The following is an 18,085-nucleotide window of genomic DNA, read 5'->3' as shown; positions in this document are numbered from 1 at the left end:
CAGTCAGCCGGTCGGAACGCCCGCCTCCAGGTAGAGGGGGTGACCGCGTTCGCGGGCGCGCAGGGCCCAGCGCAGACGCTCGTAACGGTGCCGCGGGAGCAGGCCCGCGGCCTCGGTCTCCGTGACGAAGCGCCAGGCCCGCAGCTCCGGACCGGGCAGCCGGAGGCGCTGCGCCGCGCCGTCCGGGAGGCGGCCGCCGTCGAAGAGCAGCCGCAGCCCGCCGAAGCCGGGGGGCTGCGGGGGCTCCCAGTCGACCACCAGCAGCCCCGGCGTCCGGTCCAGGGCGAGGCCCAGTTCCTCCTCGACCTCCCGTACGCCGGCGCAGGCCGGCGCTTCCCCGGCTTCGACGACGCCGCCCGGGAACTCCCAGCCCGCCTTGTACGTCGGGTCCACGAGCAGCACCCGGTCCTGCTCGTCGAAGAGCAGCACCCCGGAGGCCACCGTCTCCCGCGTGGGCTCCGGGGTCTGCACGATCTCGTTGACCGGGGCCGTGTCCGTGCGGACGGCTTCGGCGATCCGCTCCGCCGTCTCGCGCGGGGTCAGGGCTCCGTTGTCGACCACGTGCGCGTCCGCGGTGAGCCACCCGAGCGCCTGCCGGTACACCGGGATGTGGTCGTACGCCCACTGGCGGACCCGGAGGTCCGCCTCCTCCGCCGGCACCTCCGGGTCCTCGCGGGTCGCGATCCGCTCGCGCAGGATCGTTTCCGCCGGGGCCAGCAGCACATGGCGCACCGGGATCCGACGGGCCGCCAGCCCTCCGAAGATCTCGTCCCGGTACTCCTGCCGGAGCAGGGTCATCGGCACGACGAGCACCCCGCCCAGTTCCGCGAGCATCGCCGCCGCCGTGTCCACCACCAGACGCCGCCAGCTCGGCAGGTCCTGGTAGTCGGAGACCTCCGCCAGACGTTTGCGCGGCAGCAGCACGCGCAGCGCGTCACCGATGAACTCGGGGTCGAACAGGGTGCTGTCCGGCAGGATTCCGGTCAGTTCGCGGGCCGTGCTGGTCTTTCCGGCGCTGAAGGTGCCGTTGATCCAGACAATCACGTCTACCCCTCTCCCCATGGCTCGTCCGGAGCCCCCAGTGGCTTGCCCGCACCACCCTGCCACGGAAACCTCAACTTGGGCCTACTGCTTATCCTCAAGGTCAGAGCGCTGCCCGATCCCTCCGGAGGTTTCCCACCGTGCCCTACAGCAGCCGCCCGTCCGACCCCCGTTACGGCAACCGGCCGACCATGAAGGACGTGGCGGCCCAGGCGGGCGTGGGCCTGAAGACGGTGTCGCGGGTGGTCAACGGCGAGCCGGGCGTCACCCCGGACACCGAACGGCGCGTCCAGGAGGCCATCGACGCCCTCGGTTTCCGCCGCAACGACAGCGCGCGCGTGCTACGCAAGGGCCGTACCGCGACCGTCGGCCTGGTCCTGGAGGACCTCGCCGACCCCTTCTACGGCCCGCTGAACCGGGCGGTGGAGGAGGTGGCCCGCGCGCACGGCGCCCTGCTCATCAACGGCTCCAGCGCCGAGGACCCGGAACGGGAGCGGGAGTTGGCGCTCGCCCTGTGCGCGCGCCGGGTGGACGGACTGATCGTGATCCCGGCCGGTGACGACCACCGCTACCTGGAGCCGGAGATCCGGGCGGGCGTGGCCACGGTGTTCGTGGACCGCCCGGCCGGCGGGATCGACGCGGACGTCGTCCTCTCGGACAGCTTCGGCGGCGCCCGGGGCGGCGTGGCCCACCTGATCGCGGGCGGCCACCGCCGGATCGGCTTCATCGGCGACCACCCGCGCATCCACACGGCGACGGAACGCCTGCGCGGCTACCGCGCGGCGATGGCGGACGCGGGCCTGCCGGTGGCCGGTTCCTGGGTCTCCCTCGGCTCCACGGCCCCCGAGCGGGTCGCGGCGGCGGCGCGCGCGATGCTCGCGGGCCCGGAGCCGGTGTCCGCCGTCTTCGCCGGCAACAACCGGGTGACGGTCACGCTGGTACGGGTCCTCGCGGACCGGGACCGGGACCGGGACCGGCCGGTGGCGCTGGTCGGCTTCGACGACTTCGAGCTGGCGGACCTGCTGCGCCCCGGTGTCACGGTGGTGGCCCAGGACGCCGCGGCCCTGGGGCGGGTGGCCACGGACCGCCTCTTCCAGCGCCTGGCGGGAGCCGACCTCCCGCCGTCCCGCATCGAGCTCCCGACGCGGCTCATCGCCCGCGGCTCGGGCGAGCTCCCGCCGGTCAGCGGATAAGGACCGTCGCCCGTCTCGCCCCGGGAAACGGGCCGCGGCCCGGCCCCGGAGAACGGGACCGGGCCGCGGGAGCACCAGCGGGAGGGGCGGGCCCTTACGCCGTCGCCGTCAGCGTCGCCGAGCGGCGCGGGATCGCGAAGGCGTCCAGCTCGGCGCGGGTCAGGCCGGTGAGGGCGGTGACCTCGTCGGCGCCGACGGCGCCGCAGTCGAGGCCGCGGACCAGGTAGCCGGCCAGCGCCTTGGCGGTGGCGGGCTCGTCCATGACGTCGCCCTCGATCTTGGCGACGTACGCCTTCAGGCGCGCGGCGGCGGCCTCCAGGCCCTCGCGGTAGAAGGTGAAGACGGCCGCGTAGCGGGTCGGCAGGTGCGCCGGGTGCATGTCCCAGCCCTGGTAGTAGGCGCGGGCCAGGGCCCGGCGGGTGAGGCCGTAGTGCAGCTTCCACGCCTCGTGGACCTGCTCGGTGGTGCCGACCGGCTTGACGTTGGTCGAGCCGTCGGAGACGCGTACGCCGGTGCCGGCGGCGGCGACCTGCATGATCGCCTTCGCGTGGTCGGCGGCCGGGTGGTCGCTGGACTGGTAGGCGGCGGAGACGCCGACGCAGGCGCTGTAGTCGAAGGTGCCGTAGTGCAGACCGGTGGCGCGGCCCTTGGAGGCCTCGATCATGCGGGCGACGGTGGCGGTGCCGTCGGAGGCGAGGATGGACTGGCTGGTCTCGATCTGGATCTCGAAGCCGATCCGGCCCGGGCGCAGGCCGCGGGCGGTCTCGAAGGCCTCCAGCAGCTTGACGAAGGCGGTGACCTGCTCGGCGTACGTCACCTTGGGCAGGGTCAGGACCAGGTTGTCCGGGAGGCCGCCGTGGGCGAGCAGGCCGGAGAGGAAGATGTCGGTGGTGCGGATGCCGCGGTCACGGACGTTGGACTCCATGCACTTCATGCGGATGCCCATGTACGGGGCGTTCGTGCCGTTGGAGTACGCCTCGGAGATCAGGCGGGCGGCGCGGGCGGCCGCCTGGTCCTCCTCCTCGTCGGAGCGGACGCCGAAGCCGTCCTCGAAGTCGACGCGGAGGTCCTCGATCGGCTCGGAGGCGAGCTTGGCGCGGACGCGGTCGTAGACCGGTACGGCCAGCTCGTCGGAGATGCCGAGTACCTTGGCGAAGGTGGCGGCGTCCGGGGCGTGCTCGTCCATGGCGGCGAGGGCCTGGTCGCCCCAGGAGCGGATGGTGTCCGCGGCGAAGACGTCACCGGGCACGTAGACCGTGTGGATGGGCTGGCGGGTGCCGGGGTCGCCCGGGTAGTGGCGCGCGAGCTCCGCGTCCACCGGCGCGAGGGAGGCACTGATGCCCTCGCTGACCGCGCCTGCGAGGCTCGTCGCCACCTTCTCCTGCTGACCCATCGTGCACTCTCCTCTTTTCCGCTTCACGGAAGCTTAGATCCGCATTGCAGAAATTTAGTCACGGGGTTCCGCTCAGTCAATGGTCCCTCCCGTCTCCTGGACAAACGACTCGGGGCCGTGCGGTGAGAAACACCACACGGCCCCGAGAACGTCAGGCTATGAAGAGAAGCGCAGGTCAGCCCTTGCGCGCCTTGATCTCCTCGGTCAGCTGCGGGACGACCGTGAAGAGGTCGCCGACCACGCCGTAGTCGACCAGGTCGAAGATCGGGGCCTCGGAGTCCTTGTTGATGGCCACGATGGTCTTCGAGGTCTGCATGCCGGCCCGGTGCTGGATCGCGCCCGAGATGCCGGAGGCGATGTACAGCTGCGGGGAGACCGACTTGCCGGTCTGGCCGACCTGGTTGGAGTGCGGGTACCAGCCGGCGTCGACGGCGGCGCGCGAGGCACCGACGGCCGCACCGAGGGAGTCCGCGAGGTCCTCGATGATGTGGAAGTTCTCGGCGCCGTTGACGCCGCGGCCGCCGGAGACCACGATCGCGGCCTCGGTCAGCTCGGGGCGGCCGGTCGACTCGCGCGGGGTGCGGCCGGTGACCTTGGTGCCGGTGGCCAGGGCGCCGAAGGTGACGGCGAGCGCCTCGACGGCGCCGGCGGCCGGAGCGGCCTCGACCGGAGCCGAGTTCGGCTTCACGGTGATGACCGGGGTGCCCTTGGAGACACGGGACTTGGTGGTGAACGACGCGGCGAAGGCGGACTGCGTCGCGACCGGGCCCTCGTCACCCGCCTCCAGGTCGACGGCGTCGGTGATGATGCCGGAGCCGATGCGGACGGCCAGGCGGGCGGCGATCTCCTTGCCCTCGGCGGAGGACGGGACGAGCACGGCGGCCGGGGAGACGGCGTCGTACGCGGCCTGGAGCGCGTCCACCTTCGGTACGACGAGGTACTCGGTGAACTCGGGGGCGTCGGCGGTGAGGACCTTGACGGCGCCGTGCTCGGCGAGCACGGCGGCGGTGTCGGCCGCACCGGCGCCCAGGGCGACGGCGACGGGCTCGCCGATGCGGCGGGCCAGCGTCAGCAGCTCGAGGGTGGGCTTGCGGACGGCGCCGTCCACGTGGTCGACGTAGACGAGAACTTCAGCCATGGGACTGCTCTCCTGCGATTGCGAAGTGTCTGGGGGCTAGTTAAAGGAGGCTGAAGTTCTTAGATGAACTTCTGGCCGGCCAGGAACTCGGCCAGCTGCTTGCCGCCCTCGCCCTCGTCCTTGACGATCGTGCCGGCGGTGCGCGCCGGGCGCTGCGCCGCGGAGTCGACCTTGGTCCAGGAGCCTTCCAGACCGACCTCGTCGGCCTCGATCTCCAGCTCCTCCAGGTCCCAGGACTCCACCGGCTTCTTCTTGGCGGCCATGATGCCCTTGAAGGAGGGGTAACGGGCCTCGCCCGACTGGTCCGTCACGGAGACGAGCGCGGGGAGGGAGGCCTCCAGCGTCTCGCTCGCGGTGTCGCCGTCGCGGCGGCCGGTGACGGTGCCGTCCTCGACCTTGACCTCGGAGAGCAGGGTGACCTGCGGGACGCCCAGGCGCTCGGCCAGGATCGCCGGGAGCACGCCCATGGTGCCGTCCGTCGAGGCCATGCCCGTGACGACCAGGTCGTAGCCGGCCTTCTCGATCGCCTTGGCGAGCACCAGCGAGGTGCCCATGACGTCGGTGCCGTGCAGGTCGTCGTCCTCGACGTGGATGGCCTTGTCGGCGCCCATCGACAGCGCCTTGCGCAGCGCGTCCTTGGCGTCCTCGGGGCCCACCGTCAGGACGGTGATCTCCACGTCGTCGTCCGACTCCTCGGAGATCTTCAGCGCCTGCTCGACGGCGTACTCGTCGAGCTCCGACAGCAGGCCGTCGACGTCGTCACGGTTGACGGTCAAGTCCTCGGTGAACTGCCGGTCGCCGGTGGCGTCGGGCACGTACTTCACACAGACAACGATCCTCAGGCTCACGCCGGCTCTCCTACCGCATCGTCTTTTCTGGTACCGCCTTGTGCAGGCAGCATAGGCGCCTTGTCGGGCGGATCCCGGTCGGGGCGGCCCGCGCTCCGAAGGGAATGTTACTCGTCAGTACACCGTGGGTCCCGCAAAGGTGCAAGGCCGATGAACTGTGATCTGTCCAACGCCGCCCGACATGCCCCCAGCAGGGACGATTCAGTCGCGCAACGCGTTGAAGCGACCCTGGTGGTAGAGCAGGGGACGGCCTTCCCCGGCCGGATCCCCCGCAACCGCCTCCGCGATGATCACACGGTGCTCGCCGGCGGGCACCCGGGCCACCACCCGGCACACCAGCCACGCCAGCACCCCGTCCAGGACCGGGACCCCGTGCGGTCCCGCGCTCCAGTCGGTGTCGGGGCCGAAGCGGTCGGCGCCGCTGCGGGCGAACAGGCCCGCGAGCTCCCGCTGGTGCTCGCCGAGTATGTGGACGCCGAGGTGGTCGCTGTCGCGCACCGCGGGCCAGCTGGAGGCCCCGGTGCCGATGGTGAACGAGAGCAGCGGCGGGTCCGCGGAGACGGAGTTGAGCGAGGTGGCCGTGAAGCCCGCCGGCCGGCCGCCGGTCTCGGCGGTGATCACCGCCACCCCGGCGGCATGCTGCCGGAACACGGAGCGCAGGAGGTCGGGCGAGCCGGGGAGTCCGGCGCCGAATCGGGGGGACGGAGCCATCGGGGCCGCAGGAGCGGTCATCGGGGTCTTCCTTCTGCCGCGCGGTGCGCGGGCACGGTCGGGGATCAGGGGTCGGGGGCGCTCAGTGATCCCAACAGCGCGCGCTCGCGTAGCGGACGAGGTCCACGTGGACCCGTCCGTAGAGCAGGAGTTCATACCGCATGCCGCCAGCCTCGCGATTTCCCGTGTACACAGTCAAGCGGGATCCGTCAGATGTCAGGCGCGTCACGCTGCGTGCGGGCGCGTGCACCGGCGCTCCCGCCCCATGACCCCTTCGAACGGCTGTCGCAGGGCCGTCGTGCGGCGTCGTCATACGGCGGCCCCCAGGGCGGCGATCACATCCGCCTTGCGCGGCATCCCGGCGGCCCGCCGGACGACCCGGCCCGCCGCGTCCAGGACGAGCACGGTCGGGGTCTTCTCGATCTCCAGGGCACGCATCAGGTCGAGCCGGTCCTCGGCGTCGATCTCGATGTGCGCGACCCCCTCCACCATCGCCGCGACGTCGGCGAGGATCCGCCGGGTGGCCCGGCAGGGCTGGCAGAACGCGCTGGAGAACTGCACCAGGCTGGCCCGCTCCCCCGGCTCCTCGCCCAGCTCCGCGGCGCCCAGCACGGCCCGTCCGTCGTCCTGCCCGAGCACGCGCGCTCCCCTCGTCGCCATCCTTGCGGGTACATCATCCCCGCGGACACATACGCTGGGGGCAGCGCCCGGCGGGCCGTCCGCATTCCCGGCGTGATGAGAATCTCGCCGAGCGCGACCGTCTGGGCTGGCCAGCAGCCCGCGTATGGGGCACGATCCCCATGGTCGCGTACCTACGCTTCCGTAACTTCCGGCCGGGAGCACCTCCCCAGGCAGAAAGCGGGGTCTCCCCACCATGGCTGAGCTCGTCTACCCTCCCGTGATCGGCGCCGCGCACGGCCTCTTCCGCGCGCTGGACATCCGTATCGACATGAAGGGCACCGAGAACATCCCGCGCAAGGGCGGGGCGGTCCTGGTGTCGAACCACATCGGGTACCTCGACTTCATCTTCGCGGGCCTGACCGCGCGGCCGCAGAAGCGCCTGGTGCGCTTCATGGCGAAGGAGTCGGTGTTCCGGCACCGGGTGTCGGGCCCGCTGATGCGCGCCATGAAGCACATCCCGGTGGACCGCAAGCAGGGTGAGACAGCCTACCAGCACGCCCTGGACTCGCTGCGGGCGGGCGAGATCATCGGCGTCTTCCCGGAGGCCACGATCTCCCAGTCCTTCACGCTCAAGAGCTTCAAGTCGGGTGCGGCGCGCATGGCCCAGGAGGCCGGAGTTCCGCTGATTCCGGTGGCGCTGTGGGGCACGCAGCGGCTGTGGACCAAGGGGCGGCCGAAGAACCTCAAGCGCAGCCACATCCCGGTGACGATGCGGGTGGGCGAGCCGCTGGAGGCGCCGACGGACCAGTACGCGGGTGCCATCACGCGCCGCCTGCGCGAGCGCGTGCAGGAGCTGCTGGACGCGGCGCAGCGCGCCTACCCGGACAAGCCCAAGGACGCCGCCGACTCCTGGTGGCTGCCGGCCCACCTGGGCGGCACCGCCCCGACGGCGGCCCAGGTGAAGGAAGCCGGCTGACCGGTACCCGGGCACGGAACAACGGCCCCGCGGTGCGGGGCCGTTGCCTCTCCGGACGGGGCGTCAGTGGGGGTTCTCGGCGTGGGTCAGGGTCTCCCAGGCCTCGAAGTGGTTCTCGGTGCCCGCCGGCCGCCGGCCCTCGGTGAGCCTGCGGGTGTTCTCCATGGTGACGCCGAGCCGGGTGTGCAGGGCGTTGTAGCCGACCTCGGTCGCCGGGCCGATGCCCTTGGTCAGGCTCCCGCCGCACAGCCAGGACGGCACCGGCTCGCCGAGTTCGTAGCCGGCGTGGAAGCCCAGCGCGTGCCGGAAGCGGTCCTTGAACTGCGGGTACAGGTCACGGCCCTGGATCCGTGAGGTCTCGGCGACGTGCATGGCCGCCGCGATGCCCATCCCGGTGTGGCCGAAGTCCCGGCAGGTCTCCTGGGCGAGGCCGTTCACGAAGGTGCTCTGGCCGTGCCAGTAGGCGATCAGCTCGCTCTTCGTGTCGATGCTCGACCGCGGCGGGTAGAGCGGCTGCGGGCCGTCGGAGGCCAGGTAGAAATAGGCGGGGACGCGGCCGAGGTAGATGGTCATCGCCTTGTCGTAGCTCGCGCGGTCGTCGAGGTGGACCGAGATGCCGATCGCCGCGTCCATCATGATCAGTTCCCAGTTGCCGTTGCTGTTCGGCTTCCCGCCGATGACCTCGGGCAGGTAGACGTCGCGGAGCATGGTCGCGAAGCGTCCCTGGTTCGGCCAGCCGCCGGTGTACGTGTGCTTGATGATCTCGGCGGCGCGGGGCCAGGTGGAGCCCGCCCAGCCGCTCTGCAGCGGCGCGTTGCTGTTGGTGTGGTCCTTGATCTTCGCGGACCAGGCGTCCATCAGCTCGATGGACTTCCTGGCGTACGTGGCGTCCCGGGTGACGTACCAGGCGAGCGCCTGGCTGTAGGCGGCGATGGCGTCCTCGCGCTCGTCGCTACAGCCGATGTCCGGGTTCGAGTACGAGCCGCACTCGACGACCGCGCGCGGCTTGGGCGTGCGCGACAGCGAGCCGTACCTGCTCCCCAGCATCTGGTCGTACGCCGCCTTCCACGGCTGCCGGCCGGCCTGTACCTGGGTGCGCACGAAGTCCAGTTGGGCGCGGCTGCTCAGGACTCCGGGGTGGGCGAACTGCGCGGGGGCGGCGGGCACCGCGGCGGATGCGGGCACGGGCGCGGCGAGGGTGGGGGCGGGCAGCAGGGTCGCCGCCAGGCCGAGGGCCAGCGCGGCCAGTGCGGCGGGGATTCCGAAACGCATGGGGGCCTTCCGGTGGGTGGGGGGATTTCCGGCGGGAGGGGTTCCGGTGGCCCGAAGATACTCATGTCCATGCCAAGTTGACAACGATGTCCGACAAGAAAGTTTCCTATCAACTCTCCTGCATCCAAGGGGACTCCAGCGGAACCGGATCCTTTCCCTGTACACCCATATGACGTAACGTCCGCGAGTGCGGGCGTGACGACACTTCGGGGGGCTGGGATGGGCGGGCTGGGCCGGTACCTGGCGGCGGCACTGGCCGCGCGCTTCGCCTCGGAGGGCATGGCGATGGCCGTGGTGCTGCTCGCCCTGGAACGCACCGGGAGCGCGGCCTACGGGGCCTTCGTGCTGACCGCCTGGCTCGCCCCGCACGTCCTGGCGGCACCCCTGGCGGGCGCCGCCGCGGCCCGAACCCGCCGGCCGCGGCTGTTCCACGCCGGGGCCCTGGCCGGCTTCGCGACCGCGGTCACCGTGCTCGCCGTGCTGCTGGGCCGCGCTCCGACGCCGCTGGTGCTCGCGGTGGCGGTGCTCGGGGGCAGTTGCGGGCCGATGGTCACCGGCGGGCTGTCCAGTCTGGTCACCTCCCTGGTCCCGGCGGGAGCCGGGCGGGACCGGGCGTACGGCTGGGACGCCTCGACCTACAACGCCGCGGGCGTCACCGCACCGGCGGCGGTCAGCCTCGCCACGGCCGTGTGGTCCGGCGGTCCGGCGATGGCCCTCCTCGCGGCGTCGGCCGCGCTGGCCTCGGCCCTGGCGGCCACGCTCCCGTACGAGGACCCCCGCGCGGGCCGGGCCGCCGGTGCGCCCCGGGCCGGGCTGGGCGCGGGGCTCGCCGCCCTGTGGCGGGTCCGGGAGCTGCGGGCGGTCACCTCCGCCACGACCCTGGCCTTCGTCGGCATCGGCTCGCTGACCACCACGGCGGTGCTGCTGGCCGCCGAGATGGGCAGCCCGGGCACCGGGGGCGTGCTGATGACGGCCTTCGCGGTGGGTGCGCTGGGCGGCTCGCTGACGCTGGGCCGGATGACGTCGGTGGCCCCGGGCCTGCTGGTGCGCTGGGCGCTGGCCGGGACGGGCGTGGCCCTGGCCGTGGCGGCGTTCACGCCGTCGGTCGCCGTCACGGCGGCGCTGTTCGCGGTGGCGGGGGTGTGCGACGGCCCGCTGCTCACCTCCACGCTGCGGATCCGCGCGGAGCACGCACCGGACGGGGTGCGGACGCAGGTGTTCACCCTGGGCGCGGGGCTCAAGGTGACGGCGGCGTCGACCGGGGCGGCCCTGGTGGGGTTCGCGGCCGACGCGCCCGCGTGGACGCTGCTGACCGGGATCGCCGGCATGCAGCTCGCGGCGGCCCTGCTGCACGTCCTGACGGCGCCGCGGGAGCCCGTACCGCTGCCGCCCGCCGCTACAGGGCGACCGGAAGGTTCCGCCACAGCTCGGGCCGGTCAGCGGACTCCTTGAGCACCTTCAGCGTCGCCGGGTGCGGGGCGGCGTACAGCTCGGGATAGTCGATCTCGCCGAGCTCCGGACGCACCGGGAAGGCCAGTTGCTCCACGTCGAGGCTGAACCGGGCGTCCACTCCGGGCTTGTTGCCGCGCGGGTCGATCCGCGCCCACTCCTCGCTGCCGGGCAGCCGGAGGGCGACGAGCCCGTGGATCACGAGGCCGCTGCCGTCGTCCTCGCCGAGGAGCTGGTAGCACAGGCCGGCCGGGATGCCCTGGGCCCGCAGCAGGGCGACGAGGGCGTGGGACTTGGCGTAGCAGATGCCGTTGCGCGTGCTCAGCACGTCGGAGGCCCGCCACGAGACCCGCATGTCCCCGGAATCGGCGGAGTGCGGGATGGTGTCGCGGACGAACTCGAAGGCGACTTTGGCGTATGAGTATGCATCGCCGGTGGCGGACCAGAGGGCGTCCGCGGTGTCCTGTACGAGGGGATGCCAGTGGTCGATCGTCTCATCCGAGGCCAAATAGGCATGGATGTCTGGGTTCTGTTGGATCAGCTGCATGGCCCGGAGCATAGGCAAACCCCCGGCCGTAGATCAATAGATTTACGGCCGGGGGCATAAATATTCACCACTCGTGATCGGCTGGCCGCGCGATCGGCTAGCGGGACATCTCTTCCTTCAGCGCCTGGAGGAAGCCGTCCACGTCCTCCTCCTGGGTGTCGAAGCCGCACATCCAGCGGACGTCGCCCGCGGCCTCGTCCCAGAAGTAGAAGCGGTAACGCTTCTGCAGCCGTCGCGACACCTCGTGCGGCAGCCGCGCGAACACCGCGTTCGCCTGCACCGGGTAGAGGATCTCCACCCCGTCGGTCTCCCGCACGCCGGCGGCGAGCCGCTGCGCCATCGCGTTGGCGTGCCGGGCGTTGCGCAGCCACAGGTCCTTGGCGAGCAGCGCTTCCAGCTGCACCGACACGAACCGCATCTTGGACGCGAGCTGCATCGACATCTTGCGGATGTGCTTCATCTGCCGGACGGCGTCCGGGTTGAGCACGACCACGGCCTCGCCGAACATCATGCCGTTCTTGGTGCCGCCGTACGACAGCACGTCCACGCCCACCGTGTTCGTGAAGCTGCGCATCGGCATGTCGAGCGAGGCCGCGGCGTTGGCTATCCGGGCGCCGTCGAGGTGCACCTTCATGCCGAGGCCGTGCGCGTGGTCGCAGATGGCCTTGATCTCGTCCGGGGTGTAGACCGTGCCGAGTTCGGTGTTCTGGGTGATCGAGACGACCTGCGGCATCGCCCGGTGCTCGTCCTCGAAGCCCCAGGCCTCCTGGTCGATCAGCTCGGGGGTGAGCTTGCCGTCCGGGGTGGGCACGGCGAGCAGCTTGATGCCCGCCATCCGCTCCGGCGCGCCGCCCTCGTCCACGTTGATGTGGGCGCTCTTGGCGCAGATCACGGCGCCCCACCGGTCGGTCATGGCCTGGAGGGCGACGACGTTCGCGCCCGTGCCGTTGAACACCGGGAAGGCTTCCGCGTACGGCCCGAAGTGGCTGCGGATGACCTTCTGCAGGTGTTCGGTGTACTCGTCCTCGCCGTACGAGACCTGGTGGCCGCCGTTGGCCAGCGCGACGGCGGCCAGGAGCTCGGGGTGCACCCCCGCGTAGTTGTCGCTTGCGAAACCGCGCACCGCCGGGTCGTGGTGGCGCCGGGCGTCGGTCTTCCCGGCATCGGTTCTCACGGTTGCGGAGTGAGCCACAGACGCTGTCCGTTCACATCGATGGCGGGCCGCTCCCAGACGCCGGCGATGGCCTCGGCCAGCTCCTTGACATCGGTGAAGCCCGCGAACTTCGCATTGGGACGCTCGGCGCGCATCGCGTCGTGCACCAGTGCCTTGATCACCAGGATCGCAGCCGCGGCTCCCGGGCCCTCATCGCCCCCGGCCTTGCGGAAGGAGTCCGCGAGGGCCAGGGTCCAGGCCTCGGCGGCCGCCTTGCCCGCGTTGTAGGCGGCGTTGTTGGCGACCGGCTTGTGCGCGCCGGACTGGCTGACCAGCACGTAGCGTCCGCGGTCGCTGCGCAGCAGTCCGTCGTGGAAGGCCAGCGAGGTGTGCTGGACCGTGCGGATGAGCAGCTTCTCCAGGAAGTCCCAGTCCGCGAGGTCGGTGTCGGTGAAGGTGGTGCTGCCGCGCCAGCCGCCGACGAGGTGGACGAGGCCGTCGATCCGGCCGAACTCCTTCTCGGTGCGCTCGGCCCAGGCCTTGGTCGCGTCGAGGTCGAGCAGGTCCACGGTGTCGCCGGTGACGGTGGCGCCGCCGTGGGCGTAGCGCGCCGCGTCGACCGCTTCCGCGAGCCGCGCCGGGTCGGCGTCGGACGCGACGACCACGGCACCCGCCTCGGCGAGGCGGAGCAGGGCGGCGCGGCCGGCGGGCCCGCCGGCCCCGGCCACCGCCACCACCGCTCCGTGCAGCTTTCCGTTGCCGTTCCCGGAGCCGTTCATCTGTGCAGCCTCCTGAGGGCGGGTGCTCACGCGGCGACTCGCTCGGCGCGCTCGGCGTTCAGGGCGGTGATGCCCTTGGTCGAGGCGATCACTCCCTTGAGCTTCTTGGCGAGCGCCTCATAGAACATGCTCAGCGGAAACTCGTCGGGAAGCACGTCGTCCACGAGCTTCCGCGGCGGCTGCGTCAGGTCGAGGGCGTCGGGGCCCTTGGCCCACTTGGAGCCCGGGTGGGGGGCGAGGTAGGTGGAGACCAGCTCGTAGGCCTTGAACCAGTGGACGAGCTTCGGGCGGTCGATGCCGGCCCGGTAGAGGTCCTCGATCTCGGCGCACAGCTGGTTGGTGACCTGCGGGGCGCGCATCCAGTCGATCTTCAGCTTGTTGTCCGTCCAGCGCACGACGTCGTGCTTGTGGAGGTAGGCGAAGAGCAGCTGGCCGCCGAGGCCGTCGTAGTTGCGGGTGCGGTCGCCCGAGACGGGGAAGCGGAACATCCGGTCGAAGAGGACGGCGTACTGGACGTCGCGGCCGTGCTCGTTGCCCTCGGACTCCAGCTTCACGGCCTCCTTGAAGGCGGTGAGGTCGCAGCGCAGCTCCTCCAGGCCGTACATCCAGAACGGCTGGCGCTGCTTGATCATGAAGGGGTCGAACGGCAGGTCGCCGTGGCTGTGGGTGCGGTCGTGGACCATGTCCCACAGGACGAAGGCCTTCTCACAGCGCTCCTGGTCCTCGACCATGCGGGCGATGTCCTCGGGCAGCTCGATGCCCAGGATGTCCACGGCGGCCTCGGTGACCTTGCGGTAGCGCGCGGCCTCGCGGTCGCAGAAGATGCCGCCCCAGGTGAAGCGCTCGGGGGCCTCGCGCACGGCGATGGTCTCCGGGAAGAGCACGGCCGAGTTGGTGTCGTAGCCCGGGGTGAAGTCCTCGAAGGTGATGCCGAGGAAGAGCGGGTTGTCGTACCGGGTGCGCTCCAGCTCGGCGAGCCACTCGGGCCACACCATCTTGAGGACGACGGCCTCCAGGTTGCGGTCCGGGTTGCCGTTCTGCGTGTACATCGGGAAGACGACCAGGTGCTGGATCCCGTCGGCGCGCTCGGCGGCCGGCTGGAAGGCCAGCAGGGAGTCGAGGAAGTCGGGCACCCGGAATCCATCCTCGGCCCACTTGCGCAGGTCGGCGACGAGAGCCCGGTGGTACTGGGTGGCGTGCGGGAGCAGCGGGGAGAGCGCCTCGACGGCGCCGATCACGCGCTCGACGGCGGCCATGACGGTGGCGCGGGCGTGCTCGCCCTCGGCTTCGAAGTCGATGGAGCCGTCCGCGGACTGCCAGGGGCGGATCTCCTCCACGGCGGCCTTGAGCTCGGGCCACGCCGGGTGGTCGACCACCCGCGTCTCAGCGGCTGTCACGGGACCGCCGGCGGCCGGCACAAGAGTTTCCGTCATGTCACTTCCTCCACAGGAGAACCTCACGTCAGGGCAGCGTAAACGTGCGAGGCTCTCCCGCTCAAGAGGGAACTCGGGAAATTATCCTGCGACACCCCCTGCTTCACCGGAAGTCTTCCCGTTCGTCAGGGTGGAATGAGTGGCTCCGCCCAGGCGTGCCTAGGGCTGCCCGGCCCTGCGGGAGCGCCCCGGCCCGTCCCGCACGCCCGGGGAAGCGGCGAGCGTCACAGGCCCCGGAAGTGCGGGATGACCTTTTCGCCCCACTGCCGCAGAGTCTCCAGGCAGGCCTCCTGCTCCACCGTGCCCATCTGGATCAGGCACATGATCTCGTCGGCCCCCGCCGCCCTGAGCCGCTCCACGTACGCGATGGCGTCGTCGGCGCTCCCGTAGGCGTGGTCGGCGTTGAAGGTGGCCGTCGAGGTCGGCCGGACCGGGATGTCCAGCTCGTGCAGCCGGGCCACCACCTGCTCGGCGGCCTTCCGCATCTCCGCCGCCTCGTCGGCGCCCGCGACCACGGCCTCGTCGGGGATGCCGGCCCCGCCGTACCAGTGGCCGATGGACTGGGCGAAGAACCGCTGGCCGCGGATGCCGATGCGGCGCGCCTCCTGCGGGTCGTCGAGGACGATGGTCGGGCAGAGCACCGAGAAGTGGTCGTTGACCACGGAGGACACGAACCGGCTGCCGTCCCGCCCGGCGATGGCGGCGTCGTAGACGGACCGCATCCCCGCGATCGACTCCGGGCCCGCGAAGCCCATCACCAGGGCCCCGATGCCCAGCTCGGCGGCCTGCACCAGGGTCTCGCCCCGGCTGCACGCCAGGAACAGCGGCGGGTGCGGGGTCTGCTCCGGCCGCGGCAGGATCGGGTGCGGATCGATGTCGATCAGCTCGCCGTGGTACTCCAGCTCCTCCTCCTGCCAGGCCCTGCCGATGATCCGCAGGGCCTCCTCGACCTCCGCCGTGGTGCGCTCCCTGTCCACCCCGCACAGCGAGGTCTCCTGCTCGGTGCCGCCGCGCCCGGCCCCGAGGTCGAGGCGCCCGCCCGAGAGCAGGTCGAGCATGGCGGCCCGCTCGGCGACGCGGACCGGATGGTTGAAGTTGAAGGGCATGCACACGACGCCGTGGCCGATGCGTATGGTGTTCGTCCTGGCCGCGACCCAGGTCAGGAAGATCTCGGGAGCCGACATGTGTGCGTACCACTTCAGCGAGTGGTGCTCCACCGCCCAGATCCGGTCGAAACCCATACGCTCGGCGAGCACGGCCTGCTCGACGCAGTCGCGGATGACCTGGTGCTCCCGTTCCACGGTCGGGTCGGCAAGCTGAGCTTCGAAGATGACGGAGAACTTCACTGTGCCTCCAGGTGTGCGTCCCGTGCCCGGTCTCACTTCAATTCGAAATATGACTAGTAGTCAGAAGGCGAAGAAGCAAGAGAAGAAGCAAGAGCTGCCGCCGACCGCGTGGGCCGTCCTCGGGCTGCTCTCCTTCCCCGGAGAGCGCACCGGGTACGAACTGAAGAAGTGGGCGGACTCCTCGCTGCGCTTCTTCTACTGGTCACCCGCCATCAGCCAGATCTACGCGGAGCTGCGCCGGCTGGAGGATCTGGGATACGCCTCCTCCGCGCGCTCGGGCCCCGAGGAGGCGCGGGCCAAGCGCCGCTACGCCATCACCGGCGCGGGACGCGAGGCACTGGCCGGCTGGGCAGCCGACACCTCCGAGGCCGGGCCGCCGGTGCTCAAGCACGGGCTGCTCCTGCGGGTCTGGCTCGGGCACCTGGCCGAGCCCGAGCGGCTGCGCGCCATGGTCGGCGAGCACCTGGAGCGCACCCGGGAGGAGCTGGCCGCCGTACGGGAGGCGATGGCGCATGCGGCCGAGGTACCGGAATGGGCCTTCCCCACGCTTGCGCTGCGCTGGAGCGAGCGGCAGCACCTGGCCGAACTGGAGCTGGCGGAAGCCCTCTTGGCCGATCTGGCGGCCCTACCCGAGGGCGGGACCCCGGGGCGTCAAGCCGGCGGGGACGCGCCCACGCCCGGGTGACGCGACTCCGCCCACGAGCGCGGTCAAGAGGGCGGACAAGCCCGGCGGGAAGCGGCCGGTGCGCCCTCGCGGGGCGTTGCACGGGCGGTCCCATCGCACCTTCGGCGCACTAGCATGCGTCCTCATCGCGCGCGGCCGGTCGGGACACCGCGACCGCGCGGGGAGCCGCCGTCGACGGAAGCGAGAGAACCTTGACTTTCCTCACCATCGGTCACCGCGGGGTCATGGGTGTCGAACCGGAGAACACCCTCCGGTCGTTCGTCCGCGCGGAACGTTCCGGCATGGACGTCATCGCGCTGGATCTCCAACTGAGCAAGGACGGCGCACTCGTCGCCCTGCACGACCCCGAAGTGGACCGCACCACCGACGGATCGGGGCCGGTCACCGACCTGACCCTCGCCGAGCTGCGCGCCCTCGACGCCGGCCAGGGCGAGCAGGTACCGCTCTTCGAGGAGGCCCTGGACGCGGTCCGGGTCCCGCTCCAGGTGTCGGTCCGGGACCTGGCCGCGGCCGGGGCGCTCGCGGAGCTGGTCCTGCGGCGCGACCTGACCGCCCGGGTGGAGGTGGCCTCCTTCGACGACGCGGTGCTCGTCGAGACGGCCCGGCTGGTGCCGGGCGTCCGGACCGCCCTCTACGCGAGCCCGCACGGGGACGACATCGTGGACCGGGCGCTGGCCGCGGGTGCGGGAACGATCGCCCTGGACATCCGGCGCATCGCCCTGGGGACGGTGGAGGCGGCCCACGCGGCCGGCCTGCGGGTGACCGGCTGGACGGTCAACACCCTGGACCAGCTGCGGCTCGCGCGGGCGCTCGGGCTGGACGGTGTGACCACCGACTTCCCGGAGATCCGCAGCACGGGCCGCTTCACGGCGTGACGGCGCCGCGCACCGTGGCGGCTCCGCCTACAGCGGCTTGACCAGCAGCTCGAAGGCCAGGTCGTCGCGGAGCGGCACGCCGAAGCGCTCGTCGCCGTAGGGGAAGGGGCTCAGCTCGCCGGTGCGCCGGTAGCCGCGGCGCACGTAGTAGGCGATGAGCTCCTCCCGCACGTTCACCACCGTCATCCGCATCTCCTTGGCGCCCCAGGTCTCCTGGGCGCGGCGCTCGGCCTCGGCCAGGATCTCCTTGCCGAGGCCGCCTCCCTGGAGACCGGGGCGGACCGCGAACATCCCGAAGTAGACGTGGTCCCCGCGGTGTTCGAGCTGGCAGCAGGCGACGAGCTCGCCCGCGCGCTCGACGACCAGCAGGACGCTGTCGGGGGTGTTGATGACCTCCCGGACCCCCTGCGCGTCGGTCCGCTGCCCTTCGAGGTAGTCCGCCTCCGTGGTCCAGCCGCCGCGGCTCGCGTCCCCGCGGTACGCCGACTCGACGAGCGCCACCAGCGCGGTCACATCCGCCTCGACGGCGCTGCGGAAACTCAGGGCGGCGGGGTTGGCGGTCGACGACATCGGGGGCTCCGTTCCATGCGCTGGCACATGACGTGCCGGGTAGGGCAAGGAGAGC

Annotated in this window: 19 protein-coding genes; 5 read left to right on the top strand and 14 right to left on the bottom strand. The window is 71.7% G+C overall.

Going from position 1 to position 18,085, the window contains the following annotated elements; all coding sequences use genetic code 11:
* Positions 1–3: 3 nt before the first annotated feature.
* A complete protein-coding gene (locus tag ACFTXQ_RS22235; RefSeq protein ID WP_382643306.1) occupies positions 4–1,044 on the bottom strand; it encodes an NUDIX domain-containing protein in 1,041 nt (346 codons plus the stop codon).
* A gap of 188 nt (positions 1,045–1,232) precedes the next feature.
* Here ACFTXQ_RS22235 and ACFTXQ_RS22230 point away from each other — a divergent pair, with 188 nt between their 5' ends.
* Positions 1,233–2,234, top strand: coding sequence for a LacI family DNA-binding transcriptional regulator (locus tag ACFTXQ_RS22230; RefSeq protein WP_382643406.1), 1,002 nt, complete (start codon positions 1,233–1,235; stop codon positions 2,232–2,234).
* A gap of 94 nt (positions 2,235–2,328) precedes the next feature.
* On the opposite strand, the gene ACFTXQ_RS22225 is transcribed toward ACFTXQ_RS22230, so the two are convergent.
* From ACFTXQ_RS22225 to ACFTXQ_RS22200, 6 genes are all read right to left on the bottom strand, one after another.
* The gene (locus ACFTXQ_RS22225; RefSeq protein WP_382643304.1) at positions 2,329–3,627 is read right to left on the bottom strand and encodes a DUF6986 family protein; all 1,299 of its coding nucleotides are present in this window, start codon (positions 3,625–3,627) and stop codon (positions 2,329–2,331) included.
* Positions 3,628–3,802: 175 nt separating this feature from the next.
* Positions 3,803–4,765 (bottom strand): electron transfer flavoprotein subunit alpha/FixB family protein, encoded by a 963-nt coding sequence (locus ACFTXQ_RS22220; RefSeq protein WP_382643302.1) that lies wholly within the window; start codon positions 4,763–4,765, stop codon positions 3,803–3,805.
* Positions 4,766–4,824: 59 nt separating this feature from the next.
* Complete coding sequence (locus ACFTXQ_RS22215; RefSeq protein WP_382643300.1) at positions 4,825–5,613, bottom strand: electron transfer flavoprotein subunit beta/FixA family protein; 789 nt, start codon at positions 5,611–5,613, stop codon at positions 4,825–4,827.
* Positions 5,614–5,814: 201 nt separating this feature from the next.
* Entirely contained in the window at positions 5,815–6,324 is a 510-nt protein-coding gene (locus ACFTXQ_RS22210; RefSeq protein ID WP_382643404.1) for a flavin reductase family protein, read from the bottom strand.
* 82 nt (positions 6,325–6,406) lie between these two features.
* On the bottom strand, positions 6,407–6,487 hold the full coding sequence (locus ACFTXQ_RS22205) for a putative leader peptide (protein ID WP_356870695.1): 81 nt from the start codon (positions 6,485–6,487) through the stop codon (positions 6,407–6,409).
* Positions 6,488–6,633: 146 nt separating this feature from the next.
* The gene (locus ACFTXQ_RS22200) at positions 6,634–6,984 is read right to left on the bottom strand and encodes a TlpA family protein disulfide reductase (RefSeq protein ID WP_382643298.1); all 351 of its coding nucleotides are present in this window, start codon (positions 6,982–6,984) and stop codon (positions 6,634–6,636) included.
* A gap of 214 nt (positions 6,985–7,198) precedes the next feature.
* On the opposite strand from ACFTXQ_RS22200, the gene ACFTXQ_RS22195 reads away from it, so the two are divergent.
* Positions 7,199–7,921, top strand: a complete 723-nt coding sequence (locus tag ACFTXQ_RS22195) for a lysophospholipid acyltransferase family protein (RefSeq protein WP_382643296.1) — start codon at positions 7,199–7,201, stop codon at positions 7,919–7,921.
* A gap of 63 nt (positions 7,922–7,984) precedes the next feature.
* On the opposite strand, the gene ACFTXQ_RS22190 is transcribed toward ACFTXQ_RS22195, so the two are convergent.
* A complete protein-coding gene (locus ACFTXQ_RS22190) occupies positions 7,985–9,193 on the bottom strand; it encodes an alginate lyase family protein (protein WP_382643294.1) in 1,209 nt (402 codons plus the stop codon).
* A gap of 219 nt (positions 9,194–9,412) precedes the next feature.
* Here ACFTXQ_RS22190 and ACFTXQ_RS22185 point away from each other — a divergent pair, with 219 nt between their 5' ends.
* Positions 9,413–10,645, top strand: coding sequence for an MFS transporter (locus tag ACFTXQ_RS22185; RefSeq protein WP_382643402.1), 1,233 nt, complete (start codon positions 9,413–9,415; stop codon positions 10,643–10,645).
* Here ACFTXQ_RS22185 and ACFTXQ_RS22180 read toward each other — a convergent pair.
* The 5 genes from ACFTXQ_RS22180 to ACFTXQ_RS22160 form a co-directional block, all read right to left on the bottom strand.
* Positions 10,590–11,189, bottom strand: a complete 600-nt coding sequence (locus tag ACFTXQ_RS22180; protein ID WP_382643292.1) for a transglutaminase family protein — start codon at positions 11,187–11,189, stop codon at positions 10,590–10,592. The genes ACFTXQ_RS22185 and ACFTXQ_RS22180 overlap by 56 nt on opposite strands.
* Before the next feature lie 97 nt (positions 11,190–11,286).
* Positions 11,287–12,381: a threonine aldolase family protein gene (locus ACFTXQ_RS22175; protein ID WP_382643290.1), complete on the bottom strand. Its 1,095-nt coding sequence runs from the start codon at positions 12,379–12,381 to the stop codon at positions 11,287–11,289.
* Complete coding sequence (locus ACFTXQ_RS22170; protein WP_382643288.1) at positions 12,360–13,121, bottom strand: SDR family NAD(P)-dependent oxidoreductase; 762 nt, start codon at positions 13,119–13,121, stop codon at positions 12,360–12,362. Before ACFTXQ_RS22170 ends, ACFTXQ_RS22175 begins: the two co-directional genes overlap by 22 nt.
* A gap of 26 nt (positions 13,122–13,147) precedes the next feature.
* Positions 13,148–14,554 (bottom strand): DUF6421 family protein, encoded by a 1,407-nt coding sequence (locus ACFTXQ_RS22165; RefSeq protein WP_382643286.1) that lies wholly within the window; start codon positions 14,552–14,554, stop codon positions 13,148–13,150.
* A 224-nt stretch (positions 14,555–14,778) separates the two neighbouring features.
* On the bottom strand, positions 14,779–15,900 hold the full coding sequence (locus ACFTXQ_RS22160; protein WP_382643284.1) for an LLM class flavin-dependent oxidoreductase: 1,122 nt from the start codon (positions 15,898–15,900) through the stop codon (positions 14,779–14,781).
* A gap of 49 nt (positions 15,901–15,949) precedes the next feature.
* Here ACFTXQ_RS22160 and ACFTXQ_RS22155 point away from each other — a divergent pair, with 49 nt between their 5' ends.
* Complete coding sequence (locus tag ACFTXQ_RS22155; protein ID WP_382643282.1) at positions 15,950–16,585, top strand: PadR family transcriptional regulator; 636 nt, start codon at positions 15,950–15,952, stop codon at positions 16,583–16,585.
* 191 nt (positions 16,586–16,776) lie between these two features.
* The gene (locus ACFTXQ_RS22150) at positions 16,777–17,460 is read left to right on the top strand and encodes a glycerophosphodiester phosphodiesterase (RefSeq protein ID WP_382643280.1); all 684 of its coding nucleotides are present in this window, start codon (positions 16,777–16,779) and stop codon (positions 17,458–17,460) included.
* A gap of 27 nt (positions 17,461–17,487) precedes the next feature.
* Here ACFTXQ_RS22150 and ACFTXQ_RS22145 read toward each other — a convergent pair whose 3' ends face one another.
* Positions 17,488–18,030, bottom strand: a complete 543-nt coding sequence (locus ACFTXQ_RS22145; RefSeq protein ID WP_382643278.1) for a GNAT family N-acetyltransferase — start codon at positions 18,028–18,030, stop codon at positions 17,488–17,490.
* Positions 18,031–18,085: the final 55 nt, after the last annotated feature.

This window comes from Streptomyces sp. NPDC057010 (assembly GCF_042673805.1).
Taxonomy (GTDB): Bacteria; Actinomycetota; Actinomycetes; order Streptomycetales; family Streptomycetaceae; genus Streptomyces.
Note: the sequence above shows the minus strand (reverse complement) of the source record. Positions and strands in the feature narration are given on the sequence as shown.

Coding starts and splice junctions, on each gene's coding strand:
- ACFTXQ_RS22145 (WP_382643278.1), bottom strand. CDS start 18,030: ATGTCGTCGACCGCCAACCCCGCCGCCCTGAGTTTCCGCAGCGCCGTC.
- ACFTXQ_RS22180 (WP_382643292.1), bottom strand. CDS start 11,189: ATGCAGCTGATCCAACAGAACCCAGACATCCATGCCTATTTGGCCTCG.
- ACFTXQ_RS22210 (WP_382643404.1), bottom strand. CDS start 6,324: ATGGCTCCGTCCCCCCGATTCGGCGCCGGACTCCCCGGCTCGCCCGAC.
- ACFTXQ_RS22200 (WP_382643298.1), bottom strand. CDS start 6,984: ATGGCGACGAGGGGAGCGCGCGTGCTCGGGCAGGACGACGGACGGGCC.
- ACFTXQ_RS22190 (WP_382643294.1), bottom strand. CDS start 9,193: ATGCGTTTCGGAATCCCCGCCGCACTGGCCGCGCTGGCCCTCGGCCTG.
- ACFTXQ_RS22230 (WP_382643406.1), top strand. CDS start 1,233: ATGAAGGACGTGGCGGCCCAGGCGGGCGTGGGCCTGAAGACGGTGTCG.
- ACFTXQ_RS22165 (WP_382643286.1), bottom strand. CDS start 14,554: ATGACGGAAACTCTTGTGCCGGCCGCCGGCGGTCCCGTGACAGCCGCT.
- ACFTXQ_RS22220 (WP_382643302.1), bottom strand. CDS start 4,765: ATGGCTGAAGTTCTCGTCTACGTCGACCACGTGGACGGCGCCGTCCGC.
- ACFTXQ_RS22185 (WP_382643402.1), top strand. CDS start 9,413: ATGGGCGGGCTGGGCCGGTACCTGGCGGCGGCACTGGCCGCGCGCTTC.
- ACFTXQ_RS22195 (WP_382643296.1), top strand. CDS start 7,199: ATGGCTGAGCTCGTCTACCCTCCCGTGATCGGCGCCGCGCACGGCCTC.
- ACFTXQ_RS22225 (WP_382643304.1), bottom strand. CDS start 3,627: ATGGGTCAGCAGGAGAAGGTGGCGACGAGCCTCGCAGGCGCGGTCAGC.
- ACFTXQ_RS22155 (WP_382643282.1), top strand. CDS start 15,950: ATGACTAGTAGTCAGAAGGCGAAGAAGCAAGAGAAGAAGCAAGAGCTG.
- ACFTXQ_RS22170 (WP_382643288.1), bottom strand. CDS start 13,121: ATGAACGGCTCCGGGAACGGCAACGGAAAGCTGCACGGAGCGGTGGTG.
- ACFTXQ_RS22205 (WP_356870695.1), bottom strand. CDS start 6,487: ATGCGGTATGAACTCCTGCTCTACGGACGGGTCCACGTGGACCTCGTC.